At 67.3% G+C, this 18188-nt stretch carries 20 protein-coding genes; 13 read left to right on the top strand and 7 right to left on the bottom strand.

The window, feature by feature from the left end:
• Positions 1-34: 34 nt before the first annotated feature.
• Together AB0P21_RS23400 and AB0P21_RS23395 are read right to left on the bottom strand one after the other, a co-directional pair.
• Positions 35-1816 (bottom strand): glycoside hydrolase family 18 protein, encoded by a 1782-nt coding sequence (locus tag AB0P21_RS23400; protein WP_363699256.1) that lies wholly within the window; start codon positions 1814-1816, stop codon positions 35-37.
• A gap of 112 nt (positions 1817-1928) precedes the next feature.
• Complete coding sequence (locus AB0P21_RS23395; protein WP_363699255.1) at positions 1929-2369, bottom strand: hypothetical protein; 441 nt, start codon at positions 2367-2369, stop codon at positions 1929-1931.
• 234 nt (positions 2370-2603) lie between these two features.
• Here AB0P21_RS23395 and AB0P21_RS23390 point away from each other — a divergent pair, with 234 nt between their 5' ends.
• Both AB0P21_RS23390 and AB0P21_RS23385 read left to right on the top strand, forming a co-directional pair.
• Positions 2604-3863, top strand: a complete 1260-nt coding sequence (locus AB0P21_RS23390; RefSeq protein ID WP_363699254.1) for a helix-turn-helix transcriptional regulator — start codon at positions 2604-2606, stop codon at positions 3861-3863.
• A gap of 37 nt (positions 3864-3900) precedes the next feature.
• Complete coding sequence (locus AB0P21_RS23385) at positions 3901-5010, top strand: branched-chain amino acid aminotransferase (RefSeq protein WP_363699253.1); 1110 nt, start codon at positions 3901-3903, stop codon at positions 5008-5010.
• A gap of 50 nt (positions 5011-5060) precedes the next feature.
• On the opposite strand, the gene AB0P21_RS23380 is transcribed toward AB0P21_RS23385, so the two are convergent.
• Entirely contained in the window at positions 5061-5390 is a 330-nt protein-coding gene (locus tag AB0P21_RS23380; protein ID WP_363699252.1) for a hypothetical protein, read from the bottom strand.
• 176 nt (positions 5391-5566) lie between these two features.
• Between AB0P21_RS23380 and ligD the strand changes: the two genes are divergently transcribed.
• The gene (gene ligD, locus AB0P21_RS23375; protein WP_363699251.1) at positions 5567-6547 is read left to right on the top strand and encodes a non-homologous end-joining DNA ligase; all 981 of its coding nucleotides are present in this window, start codon (positions 5567-5569) and stop codon (positions 6545-6547) included.
• On the opposite strand, the gene AB0P21_RS23370 is transcribed toward ligD, so the two are convergent.
• On the bottom strand, positions 6544-7152 hold the full coding sequence (locus AB0P21_RS23370) for a hypothetical protein (RefSeq protein ID WP_363699250.1): 609 nt from the start codon (positions 7150-7152) through the stop codon (positions 6544-6546). The two genes, ligD and AB0P21_RS23370, sit on opposite strands and share 4 nt — an antisense overlap.
• A complete protein-coding gene (locus AB0P21_RS23365; RefSeq protein ID WP_363699249.1) occupies positions 7152-7751 on the bottom strand; it encodes a TetR/AcrR family transcriptional regulator in 600 nt (199 codons plus the stop codon). Before AB0P21_RS23365 ends, AB0P21_RS23370 begins: the two co-directional genes overlap by 1 nt.
• Before the next feature lie 91 nt (positions 7752-7842).
• On the opposite strand from AB0P21_RS23365, the gene AB0P21_RS23360 reads away from it, so the two are divergent.
• Positions 7843-9216: an FAD-dependent monooxygenase gene (locus AB0P21_RS23360; RefSeq protein ID WP_363699248.1), complete on the top strand. Its 1374-nt coding sequence runs from the start codon at positions 7843-7845 to the stop codon at positions 9214-9216.
• A gap of 19 nt (positions 9217-9235) precedes the next feature.
• Here AB0P21_RS23360 and AB0P21_RS23355 read toward each other — a convergent pair whose 3' ends face one another.
• Together AB0P21_RS23355 and AB0P21_RS23350 are read right to left on the bottom strand one after the other, a co-directional pair.
• Positions 9236-9610: a hypothetical protein gene (locus tag AB0P21_RS23355; RefSeq protein ID WP_363699247.1), complete on the bottom strand. Its 375-nt coding sequence runs from the start codon at positions 9608-9610 to the stop codon at positions 9236-9238.
• A gap of 41 nt (positions 9611-9651) precedes the next feature.
• Positions 9652-10713: a substrate-binding domain-containing protein gene (locus AB0P21_RS23350; protein WP_363699246.1), complete on the bottom strand. Its 1062-nt coding sequence runs from the start codon at positions 10711-10713 to the stop codon at positions 9652-9654.
• 99 nt (positions 10714-10812) lie between these two features.
• On the opposite strand from AB0P21_RS23350, the gene AB0P21_RS23345 reads away from it, so the two are divergent.
• The 9 genes from AB0P21_RS23345 to AB0P21_RS23305 all read left to right on the top strand — a co-directional run bounded on the left by AB0P21_RS23345 (position 10813) and on the right by AB0P21_RS23305 (position 18183).
• Positions 10813-11223, top strand: coding sequence for a MarR family transcriptional regulator (locus AB0P21_RS23345; RefSeq protein WP_363699245.1), 411 nt, complete (start codon positions 10813-10815; stop codon positions 11221-11223).
• A 150-nt stretch (positions 11224-11373) separates the two neighbouring features.
• Positions 11374-13026 carry a hypothetical protein gene (locus tag AB0P21_RS23340; protein ID WP_363699244.1) on the top strand — a complete coding sequence of 551 codons (1653 nt, stop codon included), beginning with the start codon at positions 11374-11376 and terminating at the stop codon, positions 13024-13026.
• Positions 13023-13325, top strand: coding sequence for an urease subunit gamma (locus AB0P21_RS23335; RefSeq protein WP_363699243.1), 303 nt, complete (start codon positions 13023-13025; stop codon positions 13323-13325). Before AB0P21_RS23340 ends, AB0P21_RS23335 begins: the two co-directional genes overlap by 4 nt.
• Before the next feature lie 9 nt (positions 13326-13334).
• Complete coding sequence (gene ureB, locus AB0P21_RS23330; RefSeq protein ID WP_363699242.1) at positions 13335-13643, top strand: urease subunit beta; 309 nt, start codon at positions 13335-13337, stop codon at positions 13641-13643.
• The gene (locus AB0P21_RS23325; RefSeq protein ID WP_363699241.1) at positions 13636-15339 is read left to right on the top strand and encodes an urease subunit alpha; all 1704 of its coding nucleotides are present in this window, start codon (positions 13636-13638) and stop codon (positions 15337-15339) included. The genes ureB and AB0P21_RS23325 overlap by 8 nt, the downstream gene beginning before the upstream one ends.
• A 23-nt stretch (positions 15340-15362) precedes the next feature.
• Positions 15363-16037, top strand: a complete 675-nt coding sequence (locus AB0P21_RS23320) for an urease accessory UreF family protein (protein ID WP_363699240.1) — start codon at positions 15363-15365, stop codon at positions 16035-16037.
• Positions 16030-16746 carry an urease accessory protein UreG gene (ureG, locus tag AB0P21_RS23315; RefSeq protein ID WP_363699239.1) on the top strand — a complete coding sequence of 239 codons (717 nt, stop codon included), beginning with the start codon at positions 16030-16032 and terminating at the stop codon, positions 16744-16746. The genes AB0P21_RS23320 and ureG overlap by 8 nt, the downstream gene beginning before the upstream one ends.
• 190 nt (positions 16747-16936) lie before the next feature.
• Positions 16937-17563: an urease accessory protein UreD gene (locus AB0P21_RS23310; RefSeq protein WP_363699238.1), complete on the top strand. Its 627-nt coding sequence runs from the start codon at positions 16937-16939 to the stop codon at positions 17561-17563.
• Positions 17554-18183, top strand: coding sequence for a nucleoside/nucleotide kinase family protein (locus AB0P21_RS23305; RefSeq protein ID WP_363699237.1), 630 nt, complete (start codon positions 17554-17556; stop codon positions 18181-18183). The genes AB0P21_RS23310 and AB0P21_RS23305 overlap by 10 nt, the downstream gene beginning before the upstream one ends.
• Positions 18184-18188: the final 5 nt, after the last annotated feature.

Here is an 18188-nt window from a genome sequence, read left to right as displayed (position 1 = left end):
GGAGAATTCCGGGCGCTGTTCATCCACAGGCTTACTAGGGGAGGGCTGCGAGGTACGGCGCGTGGGCGTTCTGGAACTCCCAGTTGTAGTACTTGTCCCAGTTGATCGACCAGGTCATCAAGCCGCGGAACGCCGGCGAAGCGCCGCCGCGCAGTGTGTAGCCGCCGCAGTTCTGGCCCTTCACCAGACAGTCGAGCGCCTGGTGGACGGCTGCCGGGGCGGTGTAGCCGTTACCTGCGCTGGTGGCCGCCGGGACCCCGAAGGCGATCTGGTCCTCGCGGAGCCCGGGGAAGGTCTGGCCGGTGGTCCCGACCGGGAAGCCGGCCTTGATCATGTCGGTCATCGCGATGTGGAAATCGGCGCCGCCCATCGTGTGGTACTGGTTGTCGAGCCCCATCACGGGACCCGAGTTGTAGTCCTGGACGTGCAGCACGGTGAGGGTGTCGCGGAGCGCGTGGATCACCGGCAGGTACGAACCGCGCCGGTTGTCGCCGCCGTTCGTGCCCGGGCCGTAGAACTGGTAGCCGATCTGGACGAAGAAGGTCTCCGGCGCCATCGTCAGCACGAACTTCGCCCCGTACTTCGCCTTCAGCGTCTTCACCGCGCTGATCAGGTTCACGATCACCGGCGTCGTCGGGTTGCGGAAGTCGGTGTCGTTGGGGTTGAGGTAGAGCGAGTGACCCTCGAAGTCGATGTCCAGGCCGTCGAGGCCCCAGCGGTCGATGATCGCGCTGATCGAGCTCACGAACGCGTCCCGGGCCGCCGTGCTGGCGAGCTGGACCTGGCCGTTCTGGCCGCCGATCGAGATCAGCACCTTCTTGCCCTGGGCCTGCTTCGCCTTGATCGCGGCCAGGAACTCGGCGTCACTCTCCACGTTCGGGCACTCGGCGACCGGGCAGCGGTTGAAGCGGATGTCGCCGGACGTCACCGAGGTCGGCTCGCCGAAGGAGAGGTTGATGATGTTCCAGGCGGCCGGGATGTCGGCCATCCGGACGTACCCCGAGCCGTTGGCGAAGCTCGCGTGGTTGTAGCCGATCAGGGCGTGCTTCGGCAGACCTGTGCTGGTGCAGCCTGACGTAGTACCGGAGGTTGCTGCGCTCTTGGCCGACTCACCGTTGCTGTTGTACGCCGCGACTGTGTAGCTGCGACTCGTACAGGCGCCTAGTCCGTCGATAGTGGTGGAGGTGCCGGTGACTGTCTTGGCCACGCTGGAGCCCTCGTAGACGCGGTAGCCCGTGACTGTGCCGGTGGAGGCCGGCCAGCTGAGGGAGATCGCGCTGTTCGTAGTACCGGTTACTGATGGGGTCCCCGGTACGCCGGGAGCTCCACCGGTCGGCGGTGTCCCGCCAGGGCCATCCAGGTTGACGTCATCAGCCTGGTACGCCGGTTGGCCGTACCAGCCGTGCAGGTAGATCTGTGCCGACGTCTGGCTCGCACCACTCGTGAAGGCGACTGTCAGCTGCGTGTAGCCACCTGCCGAGGGCGTCCAGGTGGAGGCACCGCCGGTGACGCCCAGGTAGACGTAGGACCCGCGCACCCAGGCCGACAGCGTGTACGCCGTACTGGGCTGCACCGCCACCGTCTGGCTGCACTGGGCGAAGTCGGAACCCGACACTGCCCCGTTGAGCGCGAAGCCACCTGAGTGCGTCGGGCTGGTGATCACCGAACCGCCGGAGCAGCTCCAGCCGCTCAGCGACCCCGCCTCGAACCCGGGGTTGGTCAGCAGGTTGGCCGCCTGGGCGGTCTGGGTGACCCCGACCAGGCCGGCGACGACCAGCAGGAAGCCGAGTAGGGCGGCAGAACACCGTGAACGCATGGGCGGACCTCCAGCGGTGAGGGTGGATTAAGTAGAGAGCTTTCAAAACTCGCCGTCAAGGCATCGCCCTGTCGGATCCCCGCCGCTGTGGGAAACCCGCCGTCGCCGGTCGTCACGGCCCACAACTCAGGCACGGCCAGACGCGCCCGCAACTGACGCATCTCCCGTCCAACCCTGGTGCTGCCAGCCGCAACCCACTGAGCGCTTGCCAATCCGTGGCGCCGGCGACCGACGCAGGCGGCTCAGTCGCAGTACCGGCGACTGGCGGCGCAGCAGACCCGGCCGGAGTACCGGTGGCCGGTGGAGCGGGCTCGGCCGGCGTACGGGGTGATGGTGGTGTCGCGGGGAGCCAGCGCAGCTCAGTGGCGCCGTTGCGGCCGTGCACCTCCAGTACCGCGGCGACACCACCCTCCCAGACCGACGTCGCCGGCCATTGCCCCCGCCAGCGCAGCGTCACCGTGCGGTCGGACCACTCGACTCCCTCGGCGACCGGAGCGGCGCAGGCCGGCCGGACCAGGTGGAAGAGCCTTGGCTCTGGCTGCGGGGTGTTCATGGTCCAAGGCTGGCCGGTGAGGGGGTGTGGTCACCAGGTGTGAGCTGTGGGCTGCCCGAACAGCCCACAGCCACCACAGCTCGCAGGACGCCTATAGCCCTTGCAGGGTTGAGCTTCGGGCGTCGCCGCGGCGGGTTCTGTCGGTAGGGCCTTGTATGTTCTCGCTACGCACCGCAACCACCAGGCGTGACCAGTGGGCCGGCCGGCCCGGCAGCTCGATCAGGGGAGGATCCTGTGGCCGAGACAGCGTTCGAGCCGACGTTCGGCGTGCAGTTGAGGCGGTCCCGGCAGGCAGCCGCCCTGAGCTTGCGGCAGCTTGCCACCCGAGTGGGCTACGACCACAGCTACCTGTCCCAGGTCGAGCGCGGCCGGCGCCCGGGCTCGGCCCATCTCGCCGTCCTGTGCGACCGGGAGCTGGGCACCAGCCCGGCGTTGTCGACCGCCTACCAGCAGACCCGCCCACCAGCTGCGCCCGACGGAGCGACGGTCGCCGGCCCGAGACCAGAAGTACCGGCCGCCGGGGTGGAGTCACTGGAGGCGGTTCGGCACGAGCTGGCCGGGTCTTTCGGGCCGGGGCGGGAGGTGGCGGAGTGGCGGGCGGTGGCGACCAGTCATGCCCACGAGTTCGCCAAGACTCCACCGGCTGAGCGACTGCCCGAGCTCACCGCCGACCTGCAGTTGTTGCGGACCGGCGCCGCAGCCGGTTCGGCCACTCTGGCTGTACCGGCAGCCGAGCTGGCGGTGTTGATCGCCTTGACGCTCGCCGAGCTCGGTCGGCTCCGTGCGGCCGAGCGCTGGTGGCGCACGGCTCGTGCGACCGCGGATGGCTCGGCTGAGCGCCGGATCGCCAGCCTGGCCCGCAGCTGGGAGGCGACCAGCGGATTGGCCGAGCACCGCCCCCTCCCCAGGCTTCTCGAGCTCGCAGACGACGCACTGGTGCTGGCTGAGCGGCCGGCCGACGTGGCGTGCGCTCTCGCTGCACGTGCCCGAGTGCTGGCTGCGCAGGGCGAGGCTGCCCAGGCGAGGCAGGTCGTGCGGGAGCTCCAGGCCGTGACGGTCAACCTGTCCGGTCGCTCGGCGGTGAGCGACTCCCCCTTCGAGTGGGCGGACTTCGAGACCCATGCAGTCGAGGGCCGAGTGTGCGCAGCTCTGGGCGACACTCTCGGCGCCTATCTGGCTCTCGACCAGGCCCTGGCCTCTTGCCGCTCCGAGACCGCCGAGCGTGCCGAGTTGGAGCTGGTGTTCGCGCACTGTCTGGTGATGGATCGAGACGTCGCAGCCGGACTGGCAGTCGCAATGCGGGTACTGGTGGAGCTGCCCGACCAGTGGCACACCCATCACCTGTACGACGCGGCCGGCCACGTGCTCGCCGCAGTACGGGGTGATGAGCAGGGCCGGGCCGCCGTGTGGGACTACCAGGCGCTGCTGAGGCGCAGGCCCTTCGACAACCGCACTGTGAGCAGTGGGTCGGGTTCCGGCCGGGAGCAGGGGTAGCGTGATCAAAGTGACAGGTGAGAATCAGGTAGCGACATTGACAGACGCATGGGATTTCCCGGTCGAGCTTCACGCCGCCCCGGCGACAGCTGAGGCCCGCGCCGCGGTGCTGGCGAAGCCTGGCTTCGGCCAGTCCTTCACCGACCACATGGTGCTCGCCTCATGGACTACCGAGCGCGGCTGGCATGACTCGAAGGTGACGGCCTACGCGCCGCTGAAGGTCAGTCCGGCGGCAGCGGTGCTGCACTACGCGCAGGAGATCTTCGAAGGGCTGAAGGCCTACCGGCACGAGGACGGCTCGGTCTGGGCGTTCCGGCCGGAGGTCAACGCGGCCCGGTTCCAGCGCAGCGCCCAACGGCTTGCACTGCCAGAGGTGCCGACAGACGCGTTCGTCGCGGCGCTGCGCGCACTGGTGACTGTGGACGAGGTCTGGGTGCCGCCGGCGGGCAGTGGCGAGACCAGCCTGTACCTCCGGCCGTACATGATCGCCACCGAGGCAGCGCTGAGCGTGCGGCCGGCACACGAGGTCCTGTTCGGCGTCATCGCCTCACCTGCCGGCGCGTACTTCGACACCGGCCCCAAGCCGGTCTCCATCTGGCTGTCCAGTACTTCGATCCGCGCGACCCCAGGTGGCACGGGAGCAGCCAAGTGCGGCGGCAACTATGCAGCCAGTCTCGCGGCTCTCGCCGAGGCAGTAGCCAACGGCTGCGACCAGGTCGCCTACCTGGATGCAGTGGAGCGCCGCTGGATCGAGGAGAGCGGCAGCATGAACCTCTTCTTCGTGTACTCCGACGGCCGCATCGCCACTCCCGAGCTGTCCGGCTCAATCCTGGAGGGCGTCACCCGCGCCTCGGTGCTGGAGCTGGCCGCAGACCTCGGCCACGAGGTGGAGGAGCGCCGCATCTCCGCCGACGACTGGCGGGACGGCGTACGGTCCGGCGAGATCACCGAGGTCTTCGCCTCCGGCACCGCCGCAGTGATCACCCCCATCGGTCGCCTGGCCTGGGACGGCGGCGAGGTGGTCATCGGCGACCACACCACCAACCACGGCGTGGGCCCGGTCACCGCCACCCTGCGCAAGTCCCTGCTCGACCTGCAACACGGCCGCACCCCGGACACCCACAACTGGCTGACCCGCCTCGCCTGACGTCGCTACGCCGCACCTGCCACTTGGCGGGTGCGGCGGCTTCACTAGTACTACGACAGCGGCGCCCGCTGGCCGACGCCTGTCTCCTCGGCCTCGTCGTCCGTGACGATCGCGTAGGCGCCCTTCGGCATCCCCGGACGCCGGGCCACATCCCTGGCCACCGACAGCAGCGTCCGCTCGTCAGCGCCGGTCAGGAAGAACAGGTACGCGTTGCCGCTCTCCTCGCCGTCGTCGTACACCTCGAACCCGCCGCCGTCCTCGTGGCTCGCGAGGTACTCCTCCACCTCGAAGATCCAGCCATAGGCGTAGTCGGGATTGTCGGGCGATCGCACGCCGGTGTCGACCAGCGGAACGTGGATCTCGACGATGAGCTGCGCCATGTTGGGACTCTCTAGGAGGATCAGGATCGAATGTTCTTACCGATGATCATGCGGGGTGCCCGGCTCGACCGGTGTACCAGACGGCCACTCACTCTCGCGGTAGCGGCTCGCGCCGCCCGACACCCATCGCGCCGATGATGCTGTTTGTTGTCGGTCGCGGCGGTTAGGTTGACTGTATGGCGGAGTCCAAGGCAGCCAAGAGCAAGACCCCCGCGGTGGAGTTGGAGGTCGGCGAGCGCACGGTGCGGATCTCCAATCCGGACCGCGTCTACTTCCCTGCCCGCGGGGAGACGAAGCTCGACCTGGTGAACTACTACCTGTCCGTCGGCGACGGGATCGTCCGCGCGCTGCGGGAGCGGCCGTGCATGCTGCACCGGTTCCCGTCCGGCGTGTCCGGCGACAAGGTTCACCAGAAGCGCCTGCCGAACGGCGCGCCGGACTGGATGGAGACCGTCCAGGTCACGTTCCCGCGCTACAACCGGACCGCCGACGAGCTGTGTGTCACCGAGCTCGCGCACGTTGCCTGGGCGGTGCAGATGTCGACGGTCGAGTTCCACCCCTGGAACTCCCGTCGCGCCGACACCGAGAAGCCCGACGAGTGGCGGATCGACCTCGACCCGATGCCGGACTGCCCGTTCGACCGGGTCCGCACGGTCGCGCACGTGGCGCACGCAGTACTGGATGATCTGGGGGCGACCGGTTATCCGAAGACTTCCGGTGGCTCCGGCATCCACATCTACGTCCGGATCAAGCCCGAGCACGGCTTCTCCGACGTACGCCGGGCCGCGCTCGCCTTCGCCCGGGAGGTCGAGCGGCGCGCCCCCGACGACGTCACCACCACCTGGTGGCGCAAGGACCGCGACCCGAAGAAGCTCTTCGTCGACTACAACCAGAACGCCCGCGACCACACGATCGCCAGCGCGTACTCCGTCCGCGGCAACCCCGAGGGCACCGTCTCGACCCCGATCCACTGGGACGAGATCGACACCGTCGACCCGAAGGCGTTCACCATCGAGACGGTCCCGGCCCGCTTCGCCGAGCTGGGCGACCTGCACGCCGCCATCGACGACAACCCGTACTCGCTGGACACCCTGCTGGAGTGGGCAGCCCGCGACGAGGCCGAAGGCGCCGAGGAACCGCCACCGCCGGAGGACTAGGTACGGAGTTCTATGTGCGCTTCGGTGCTGAATCTCTCCAGCAGCGGGCGCAGCTTTTCCACGGTCAACACCTGACCGCCGAAGACCTCGGGGTCGGGCTGGAAGTGCACGACCGTACCGGTGTGCGCCCCCGCGTCGACCTCGGTCAGCTCGCTCTCGGGGAGGCCGTGGTTGTAGCGGCGAGTCCACGCTCCGTCGAGCCGGCGGTTCTCGTGGATCAGCCAAGTGCTCAAGGCAGCAACGACCGACAGACCCGTGCGCGGCAGTCCGTCGGGGAGTTGCTCCGCTGCAGGGTTGTCGAAGAACCGGACGTCTCGGGTCGCCATGATCGGTTTGACCATCGGCCGGCCGGTCTCGTCGAAGAAGACGTTGGTACCGCGGCCGTTGTCCTCGACCGAGATCGAGCCGTCGCCGTGCAGGGTGACCAGCACGCGATTCGTCGTACCGGACTCTGCTTCGTCGACCGGGTAGGCGACGACCTCCAAAACGAGGTGGGCGAGGCCGCCGCGCGAGTACCGGGCGGCGTCGGCGCGGATCGCGGCGATGTGGTCGGCGTCGGGCAGGTGCGTCCACTCGTGCGTGGTGACCGGGGGAAGGTCGTTCATCAGCGGCCCGCCAATCCATGGTGGAGGAGGTTGGTGAGGAGATCGATCGCCGCCTCGTCGGTGATGGTGCGGCCGGCGGGTGGGTTGACGACCAGCCAGGTGTAGGCGAAGCCTTCGAGCAGTGAGTTCATCGCCGAGATCTGGAGCAGCGGGTCCGGCTGCGGTGAGGGCAGGTAGGACAGGTGGGTGATCATGTGGGAGTCGTCGTCCGCCATGATCCGCTGCAGCCGCTGCCCGAGCACCGGGTCGACCATCGCCGCCTGCTTCAGGGCGATCATCTCCGGCAGATGCGACTGGTAGAACCGCCAGAACGCGGTGACGTGCCAGCGCACCGACTCGATCCGGCTGAAGTCGGCGTCGTGCGCCTGATCAGCCAGTACTGCGCCATCCGCCGCGGCGAGCATGTCGACCAGTAGCGCCTCGAGCAGCTCTTCCTTGCCCGCGAAGTGGTTGTAGAAGGACCCCGTCGCGCGACCGGCCGCCGCCGTGATGTCGGTGATCTTGGTGTTCAGGTAGCCGCGCTCGGCGAACACCTCGCGCGCCGCCAGCTTCAGCGCCGCCTCGGTCCCGGCCGCCTGTTCCTTGCGTGTGGTCGTCACCCGAACACCTCCTTCTTGACATCGAACCCTAGTCACCTTCATAGTGAATCTAAATTCAGTGAATCACAATTCATCAAAACGAGGAACCACCATGACTGTTCTGATTGCCGGCGCCGGGCCGACCGGTCTCACCCTCGCCATCGAGCTGGCCCGCCGCGACATCGCGGTCCGGGTGATCGACAAGGCCGACGAGTTCTTCCAGGGCTCGCGCGGCGACGGGCTCCAGCCGCGGACCCTGGAGGTCTTCGAGGACCTCGGCGTGCTCGACCAGGTGCTCACTCAGGGCATCCCGTCGCCGCTGCTGAAGATCCTGATCGGCGGGCAGCCCGTCGGTGAGCGGCGGATGGGCGAGCTGGTCGACCCGACTCCCGACCGGCCGTACCCGAACGGCCAGATGCTCGGTCAGTCCCGGACCGAAGCGATCCTTCGCAACCGACTCTCCGATTTCGGTGTAGGCGTTGAACTAAGTACCGCACTGGTCAGCTTCAGCCAGGACGACGAGCGCGTGATCGCCGAACTCTCCACCGGCGAGAAGGTCGAGGCGGAGTACCTCGTCGGGGCCGACGGCGGCAAGAGCGCGGTCCGCAAGCAGCTCGGGATCGCCTTCGAGGGAACCACCGACGACTCGTTCCGGATGCTGCTCGGCGATGTCTCGGCCGACGGGCTGGATCACGAGTACGGGTACTGGTTCGCCGGTCCGGACAACCCGATGGAAGGCATCGTGATGACGCCGCTGTCGGGCGGCGACCAGTTCCAGTTCGGCGCGCCGCTCGGAGATCGCGACCTTGAACCAAGCCTTGAAACTCTGCAGGGACTGGTCGACAAGTACGCCGGCGAGGGCGTCGCCAAGCTCCGCGACCTGACCTGGTCGACGGTCTGGCGCCCGAACATCCGGCTGGCCGAACGGTTCCGGGTCGGCCGGGTCTTCCTCGCAGGCGATGCGGCGCATGTCCACCCACCGACCGGCGGCCAGGGACTCAACACCGGAGTACAGGATGCGTACAACCTCGGCTGGAAGCTGGCCGACGGGCGCGAAGTGGTGCTGGCGACGTACGAGTCCGAGCGGCGCACGAACGCGGCGCGCGTGCTGGGTCTCAGCGAAGACCTGATGCAAAAGCACCTCGACGGCGACGAAACCGCACTCGATCGCGGCGAGGACACCCGCCAGCTCGACATCAGCTACCGCTCCCCCGACGCCACCGCCGCACTGACCACCGGCGACCGCGCTCCCGACTCACCTCTACTCGATGCCGACGGCAACAAAACTCGGCTGTTCGAGCTCTATCGCGGACCCCACGACACCCTGCTCCGCTTCACCCCCAGTACTACGACCGCTCACCCCCACGCCGTCACCATCACCCGCGCCCCGGAGCCCGGCGCCTACACCTCCCCCGAGGCCTTCGCCTACTACCACGCGGAGGACGGTGACGAGTTCCTGATCCGCCCGGACGGCTACCTCGGCTGAACCGGTTCTTCTCTCCCGCTCAGCAGTCGAGTTCGAAGACCAGCAGGGCTTTGCCGGTCGGCGCGGTCCAGCGGTAGGCGACCAGGCAGGTGTCGGCGCCACCGGGCGGATACCCGTCGTCCTGGATGTAGTTGGCCAGCACGAAGTGCCGCCAGACCCGGCTGCGGCCGTCGAACCGATGGGTGCCGATTCCACGGTCCTCGAACCGGCCGATCAGTACCGGCTGGACGCTGGGATCGCGCAGCAGCCCTTCTACGACACTGCGTTCGAGCCATTCACCGTCGTCCTCGATGAAGGGTTGTCCGTGCAGGATGATCTCGTCACCGTGCAGCTTGTTCCGGCGAAGGGCGAACTCTGGCGCGGGGATGAGCAAGTTGGCGAGTGCTTGCAGCATGACGATCGACAGTAGCGGAGATCTGACGCTGTGTAGATGGTTCAGCCCGTTCTGGCGATCTGGTCTTCGACGGTGAATTCGAGGCCGTTTGCCGAAGCCAGGTAGACATCCTGGTCGATCAGGTTGCCGTCGAGGCGCAGCAGACCGCGGGGACTGTCGTAGAAGTGGCCGGTCGGCAGGGCGGAGACGGCGTCGACGGCGACCGAACCGGCCATCTCGCCCAGCCTGGCAAGGAAACGAACGGCTTCGTAACAGGACTCGCCGATGGCGTTGAGAGGCGGGGCCCAGGCGCCGAAGTGGGCGTAGTAGTCGCGGGCGAAGTCGCCGCTCTCGGTGGTGGCGAGGCCGTCGAAGTACGCGGCGGCGGCATACAAACCCTTGTTTGCCGAGGCTCCGCCGGCCAGCAGCGTGTTCTCCTCGATGGCCGGGCTGAGCCGGAGGAGGCGCTCGCTGAGGCCGGCTCGGGCGAACTGCCGGTTGAATTGGACGGCGTCCTGGCCCATCAGCAGCATGATCACGCCGTCGACCTCGGCTTGTTTCAGGTCTTGAATCACAGTGCTGAAGTCCGCCGTGCCGAGCGGAACGAAATCGGTCCGGACCACTGAGGATCCTGAGTGATGCAAGGCTTTGATCGTGGTCGAGGCGGTCACCCGCGGGTAGACGTAGTCGTTGCCGACCACGGACCAGCGGCGTACGCCGTGCTGCCGGCGCATCCAGTGTGTTGCCGGGAGCAACTGATTGACCGGGCGCTCGCCGAGCATGAAGACACCGGGGGTGTCGTCGCCGCCCTCGTGCATCGCGGCGAACGCATAGACGACCCGGCCGCCGATCCGCCGGGTGATCGCGACCCGAACGGCAGAGATGTGCCAGCCCGCGACGGCGTCGACGCGGCCGTTGTCGACAAGTCGCCCGACTTCCTCGGCCACGAGCTCGGGCGGCCTGCCCGCGTCGACCTGGACCAGCTCGACCTGGCGGCCGGCGATACCGCGGCCGGCGTTGAGTTGCTCGACCGCCAGCTCGGCGCAGGCCAGGCAGGACGGACCGTAGATGCCGGTCGGCCCCTGCAACGGCACCACGAACGCGATCGACAACAGCTCGCGCACGCCCTGCCTCCTCGCTCTCGGGACCAGTCTCGCTCAGTCCTGCTCGGTACTCCGAGTGCTGAGCTATATTCACCAGAACGTGAGACACGGGGAGAGCTGATGACCGCCAGTCTGCTCCTGCTGCTGAAGCAGGCCGAACGCCGGATCGAGCAACAGTTGCTGCCGATCCTGGCCCAGTTCGACCTGTCGCTGGAGCAGTGGCGGGTGATGTCGGCGCTGTCGGACGAGCCCGGCCTGCCGATGTCCAGCCTCGCGGCGAACGCGGTACTGCCGAACGCGAGCCTCACCCGGCACGTCGACAAACTGGTCGAGCGCGGTCTGGTCATCCGCCGGATCCACTCCACCGACCGGCGTCGCGTCGTCACCGCGCTGTCCCCGGTCGGCACCACGGTCGCCGAGCGTCTGCGCGCGGAGGAACGGCGGATCGAGGCGACCATCGCGGCCGACCTCGGCGACGACCGTCTGCAGGGTCTCGCGGGCGGACTGCGGCAACTTCAGCGCTCGCTCTAGTTGCTTCCAGATGGAAATACACGACCTTAGCCATTCGGAAACACCTGCGTAACGCGGCGTTCCTAGGTTCCTTCCATTCGGGTGCATCAGTTCCGGCAGCGTCGCCGGACCCCTGCACCTACCCGCCCGAAGGTGCCGCAGGAGTTCGCCATGACCGTTGAACCCTCGCTCGACCACCGCACTGCACCCCCGTCGGAACCCACCACCGCCACCCGCGAAACGCTCGAGGACTACACGCTGCGGTTCGCGCCGCGGTCCTACCGCAAATGGTCGACCGGCGTCGTCGCCGTCTCCGCCCTCGGCGGGATCGCGTACCTGGCCGACTTCGCCATCGGCGCGAACATCGGCATCTCCTACGGCACCACGAACGCCCTGTGGGGCATCGGGATCTTCGCCGTCGTCATCTTCGCGACCGGACTCCCCCTCGCGTACTACGCCGCGCGGTACAACATCGACCTCGACCTGATCACCCGCGGCAGCGGTTTCGGGTACTACGGGTCGGTGGTGACGAACGTGATCTTCGCGTCCTTCACGTTCATCTTCTTCGCGCTCGAGGGCTCGATCATGGCCCAAGGCCTGAAACTGGGTCTGCACATCCCGTTGGCGCTCGGGTACGCGGTCTCGACGCTGATCATCTTTCCGCTGGTGATCTACGGCATGAAAGTACTGTCCACGCTGCAGGTGTGGACCACGCCGCTGTGGCTGCTGCTGATGGTGCTGCCGTTCGTCTACCTGGTCGTCTCGCACCCGGACTCGGTGTCGTCGTTCTTCGACTACCAGGGCGAGGAGGGCAAGGGCGCCACCGACGTCGGCTCGATGCTGCTCGCCGCCGGAGTCTGCCTGTCGCTGATCGCGCAGATCGCGGAGCAGATCGACTACCTGCGTTTCATGCCGCCGAAGACGCCGGAGAACTCACGCCGCTGGTGGACCCATCTGCTGCTGGCCGGCCCGGGTTGGGTGATCTTCGGCGCGATCAAGCAGGTGATCGGGCTGTTCCTGGCCGTCTACCTGATCGCCAACCTGACCGACGGCGCCTCGGTCGCCAACGAACCGGTGCACCAGTTCCTCGAGATCTACCGCGGCTTCCTGCCCGGCTGGCTCGCGATGACGCTGGCCGTCGTCCTGGTGGTGATCAGCCAGGTGAAGATCAACGTGACGAACGCGTACTCCGGTTCGCTCGCCTGGACGAACTCCTACACCCGGCTGACCAAGCACTACCCCGGCCGGATCGTCTTCGTCGCCTTCAACCTGGTGATCGCCCTGGTGCTGATGGAAGCCAACATGTTCGACTTCCTCAACACCATCCTCGGCTTCTACGCGAACTGCGGGATGGCGTGGATCGTGGTGGTCGCCTCCGACATCGTCTTCAACAAGTACCTGCTGAAGCTGTCGCCGAAGCAGCCGGAGTTCCGTCGCGGCATGCTCTATGCCGTGAACCCGGTCGGGTTCGGGTCGATGGCGGTCGCCGCCGGCGTCTCGATCCTGGTGTTCTTCGGCGGTCTCGGCTCCGCGATCAAGCCGTACTCGCCGTTGGTGGCGATCGTCCTGGCGCTCGTCCTGCCACCGCTGCTGGCGATCGCGACGCGCGGGAAGTACTACTTACGCCGTACGAGCGACGGGATCGACCTGCCGATGTACGACGAACACGGCAACCCGTCGGGCGAAGTACTGGCTTGTCATGTGTGTCGGCAGGACTACGAACGGCCTGACATGACCGCTTGCGAAACACACGACGCGTACGTGTGCTCGCTCTGCCTCAGCACCGACAAGGTCGCCGACCACGTACTGGCGGCACAAGCGTGAACTTCACTCCCTCCGAAATCGAGAAGCTGCTACTCTCCGTGGCCGGGATGGTCGCCCGCGACCGCCTGGCCCGGGGAGTCCAGCTCAACCACCCCGAATCCGTCGCCCTGCTCAGCACCTGGGTGATCGAACGCGCCCGCGAGGGTGCCCTGGTCGCGGACCTGATGAACGAGGGCCGCACGGTGCTGACCCGAGAGCAGGTGATGGACGGCGTCGCTGAACTGCTGGAAGACGTCCAGGTGGAAGCGACCTTCCCGGATGGCCGCAAGCTCGTCACCATCCACAACCCGATCATTTAAAGGATTGTGATGAACAAAACCGGTCCTGGCGCAGTCCGCGTCGTCGAAGGAACTATTGAACTGAATGCTGGTCGCGAGAAGTTGACGCTGGTGATCGTCAACACCGGCGACCGCCCGGTCCAGATTGGCTCCCACCTGCACCTCCCGGACGCCAACACCGCTCTCGCCTTCAACCGCGAAGCCGCGCAGGGCTTCCGCCTCGACATCCCCTCCGGCACCTCCCAACGCTTCGAACCGGGAGCATCACGCGAGGTTGTGGCCGTCGCGCTGGCCGGCCGTCGGCTGGTGCCTGGGATCCAGGTGAAGAACGATGGTTGAGGTCTCTCGGGCTGCGTATGCGGCGCTCTATGGGCCGACCAAGGGTGACCAGGTTCGTCTCGCGGATACCGACTTGTGGATTGAGGTGGAAGAGGACCTCACCGTTGGTGGTGAGGAGGCGATCTTCGGTGGGGGGAAGTCGATTCGGGAGTCGATGGCGCAGGGGACGGCGACGCGGGGTGAGGGTTCGCCTGACACGGTGATCACGAACGTGCTCGTGCTCGACTGGTGGGGGATCGTGCGCGCGGATGTGGGGATCCGGAACGGGCGGATCGTCGCGCTGGGGCGGGCCGGGAATCCGGATATCGCGGATGGTGTGCATCCGGAGCTTCGGATCGGGCCTTCGACGGATGTGATTGCCGGCGAGGGGCGGATTCTGACAGCCGGGGCGATCGACTCGCATGTGCATCTGCTGTCGCCGTCGCAGCTGCATGAGGCGTCGGCGACGGGGATCACCACGATTGTGGGTGGTGGGACCGGGCCGAGTGAGGGGTCGAAGGCGACCACTGTCACGCCGGGCGCCTGGCATCTGGCGCAGATGCATCGGAGTCTCGACGCGCTGCCGCTCAACGTTTTGCTGCTCGGCAAGGGAAACACGGTCAGCGCGGAGGCGTTGGCTGAGCAGGCGCTTGCCGGCGCGGCCGGGTACAAGGTGCATGAGGATTGGGGTTCCACGCCCGCGGCGATCGATACCGCGTTGAAGGCGGCCGACGCGTGGGGGTTGCAGGTCGCGCTGCACGCGGACAGTTTGAACGAAGCCGGGTTCGTCGAGTCAACCCTGAACGCGATCGCCGGCCGGTCGATCCACGCGTTCCACGTCGAAGGCGCCGGCGGCGGGCATGCGCCGGACATCCTCTCGATCGCCAGCCACCCGCACGTGATCCCGGGATCGACCAACCCGACCCTGCCGCACACGGTCAACACCGTCGCCGAGCATCTCGACATGCTGATGGTGTGCCATCACCTGAGCCCCGACGTACCGGAGGATCTGGCGTTCGCCGAGTCACGGATCCGCGCGACCACGATCGCGGCCGAGGACATCCTGCACGACCTCGGCGCGTTGTCAGTGACGTCGTCGGACGCGCAGGCGATGGGCCGGATCGGCGAGGTCATCACCCGCACCTGGCAGGTGGCGCACGTGATGAAGGCGCGCCGCGGTTCGCTCGGCAGCAGTCTCCCGGCCGACAACGAACGCGCCCGGCGGTACGTCGCGAAGTACACCATCAACCCGGCCGTTGCCCATGGCATCGATCACGTGGTGGGGTCGGTCGAGGTCGGCAAGCTGGCCGATCTCGTGCTCTGGGACCCGTCGTACTTCGGGGTGCGGCCGCGGCTGGTGATCAAGGGCGGGGCGATCGCCTGGGCGGCGCTCGGCGATCCGAACGCGTCGATCCCGACGCCGCAACCGGCACTGATGCGGCCCGCGTTCGGCGACGCGATCGGCGCGGATCTGTCGATCTCGTTCGTCTCCCCCGCCGCCCTCGACGATGGTCTTACCGATCGTCTAAGGCTTAGACGAAGGCTTGAAGCTGTCCGGCCGACGCGCGAGGTCGGGAAGGCGCAGATGAAGAACAACGACGCGTTGCCGCGAATCGACATCGATCCGGAGACGTTCGCGATCAAGGTCGACGGCGAGCTGATCGAACCGTCGCCCGCCACCGAACTTCCCCTCGCCCAGCTCTACAACCTCTTCTGATGGACAGCTCCGAAATGAACAGAATGTCTTCGCCTGAACTGGTGGCGATGATGCTGGCTGATGCCCGGTTGCCGACGGGTGGGCACACGCAGTCGGCGGGATTGGAGCCTGCGGTGCGGGCCGGCCTGGGAGCCGACGGCGCGCGGCTGAGTGATGTGGCGAGCTATGCGTCGGATCGGTTGCGGACGATCGTTCGAGTCGAGGCCGCGACGGCGGTGGTGGCCCGGCAACTCGCCCTCGAAGGCCAAAGCGTTGAGGAAGCCGAGGCCGCATGGGCAGCCCGTACTCCGAGCCAGGCGCTGCGGGCAGCCTCTCGACGGCAAGGACGCGCCTACCTGCGCCTCGCCGCTCGGGTCTGGCCCGGGACCACCGAGTTCCTCAAGGCTGATGCGGAGATCGCGCGACCTGTTGTGGTCGGAGTCGTCGCGGCGGTGACCGGGTTGTCGGCCGAGCAGACCGCCCGGCTGATCGGGTACGACGACGCGCAGAGCGTGGTGGCCGCGTCACTCAAGCTACTGCCAGTGGACCCGGCCGACGCAGCGAGCTGGTTGCTGAGGCTTCATCCAGAGATCGAAGAACTCGTCCAAGCGGTCAGCCGGACGACGACGCCCGCCGAGATACCGGCGTACGGCGCTCCACTGGTCGATGTGTTCGCTCAGGCTCATGCCGTCGAGAGAATGAGGTTGTTTCATGCCTAAAACCAGCCGTTCGTTCAGGCTCGGAATCGCCGGCCCGGTCGGTACCGGGAAGAGTTCGCTGATCGCGATGGTCTGCCGCGAGCTGTCCTCCGAGCTCCAGTTGGGGGTGATCACCAACGACATCTACACCGATGAGGACGCGCGATTGTTGCGCGCGGCCGGCGTACTCGATCCCGAGCGGATCCGCGCTGTTGAGACCGGCGCGTGCCCGCATACGGCGATCCGCGACGACGTGACGCCGAATCTGATCGCCGTCGAGGATCTGGAACGCGACTTCGCTCCGCTCGACGTGGTCCTGGTCGAGTCCGGTGGCGACAACCTGACGGCGACCTTCTCCCCCGCTCTCGTCGATGCGCAGATCTTCGTGCTCGACGTCGCGGGTGGCGGGGACGTCGCGCGCAAAGGCGGGCCGGGGATCGCGCGGGCCGACTTGCTGGTGGTCAACAAGACCGACCTTGCGCCGTACGTCGGGGTCGATGTGCCGCGGATGGTCGCGGATGCGGAGGCTGCGCGGGGCGGGAAGCCTGTGCTGGCGTTGTCGCGGACGGACCTGGAGTCGGTAGGTCGGTTGAAGGAGTGGGTGCTCGCGATGACGGCGGTGGTGCGGAGCGGGTCGCACACGCCGGTGGATCCTGGGCCGATGGCTCCGCATTCACATGTTGGTGAGAACGGGGAGCTCATCTCGCATACTCATGCTCACACGCACTGAGCAGATGACAGAGCTTGCGAGTCGGTCGGCGGCGACCGCTGATCCGGCGGCGGGTGCGGGTGTGCGTGCACCGGCGGCTGTGGGTGCGGGGGTTACGCGGATCGAAGTTGTTGCCGATCCTGTGCGCGATCGGGTACTGCTGAGGACCGGGCTGCTGTCGCCGCGGCGGTTACCGGCAGCGGATGGCGTCGTGCGGATCGCACTGATCGCGGCCTCGGCCTTGTTGCTCGCTGGGGACCACGTCGAGATTCAAGTTGTGGTCAAAGGTCCGGTGCGGCTGGACATCGTCGAGACCGCAGGGACGGTTGCGTACGCGATGCGGGGTGGATCGGCGCGGTGGGATGTGACGGTCGCGCTGACTGAAGGTGCGCAGCTCACGTGGCATGGTGAGCCGTTTGTCGTGGCTGAGGGAGCAGATGTCACGAGATCCATGGAAGTGGTGATGGAGGCGGGGTGTTCGGCGGCTATCCGGGAGTCGCTCGTTCTCGGACGCCATGGCGAGGTGGGCGGCACGTTGTGTTCGTCGCAACGAGCCTGGCTGGATGGAGAGCTTCTTCTCGCGGAAGACCTCGATCTGACGCCAGGTGCGCGGGAGGGCTGGGCAATCCTCGGTACTGCGCGCTGCCTCGACTCGATCACCACCCTCGGACGCCGGCTGCCGGAGGCGAAGTCGCCGATTGACCCAACTGCCGGCGTCTTGCAACTGGAAGGATCGGGCTCCGTACTACGGCGACTGGTAGGCGCGCAGCACGAAAGTGATCTTGCGCAAAGCTGGGCAGGGCTCCTCGAGGCTGACAAGATCTCCGGGTGCAGCTGAATCGAGAGAGCGCCTTGCGGCGAGCCGTCGAGCTCGCGACTCGAGGGGATCGCGCGATCCTCGGGATCACCGGAGCGCCGGCGGCCGGCAAGTCGACGTACGCCGATCAGCTGGTGACGCAACTAGTTGCCGAGGGCCACCAGGTGGCGCTGGTTCCGATGGACGGGTATCACCTGGCGCAGTCAGCGCTCGAGGAGCTGGGGCTGGCTGCGGTGAAGGGTGCGCCGCAGACGTTCGACGGGTTCGGGTTCGTTGCATTGCTCAAGCGGCTTAAGGAATCAGCGGACGAGACAATCTGGGCGCCGCGGTTCGATCGGTCGATCGAGGACTCCATCGCTGCCAGCATCGCGGTTCCGCCGGAGACGACGTTGGTGGTGACCGAAGGCAACTATCTGCTGTTCGATCAGGTGCCATGGGCAACCGGTCGCGCACTGCTCGACGAGTGTTGGTACGTCGACCTCGACGACGACCTCAGGCATCAGCGCTTGGAAGCCAGGCACCAACTGTTCGGCCGCTCCCCCGAGGAAGCACACGAGCGGGCCTTCGGTTCCGACGAGGTGAACGCCAAACTGATCGCCGCCACCAAGCCGGCCGCCGACGCGATCATCACCCTGAGCTGACCAGG

This window comes from Kribbella sp. NPDC056861 (assembly GCF_040687575.1).
Classification (GTDB): Bacteria; Actinomycetota; Actinomycetes; order Propionibacteriales; family Kribbellaceae; genus Kribbella.
The sequence above is the reverse complement of the archived record's forward strand: the minus strand, read 5'-3'. Positions and strand labels throughout refer to the sequence as shown.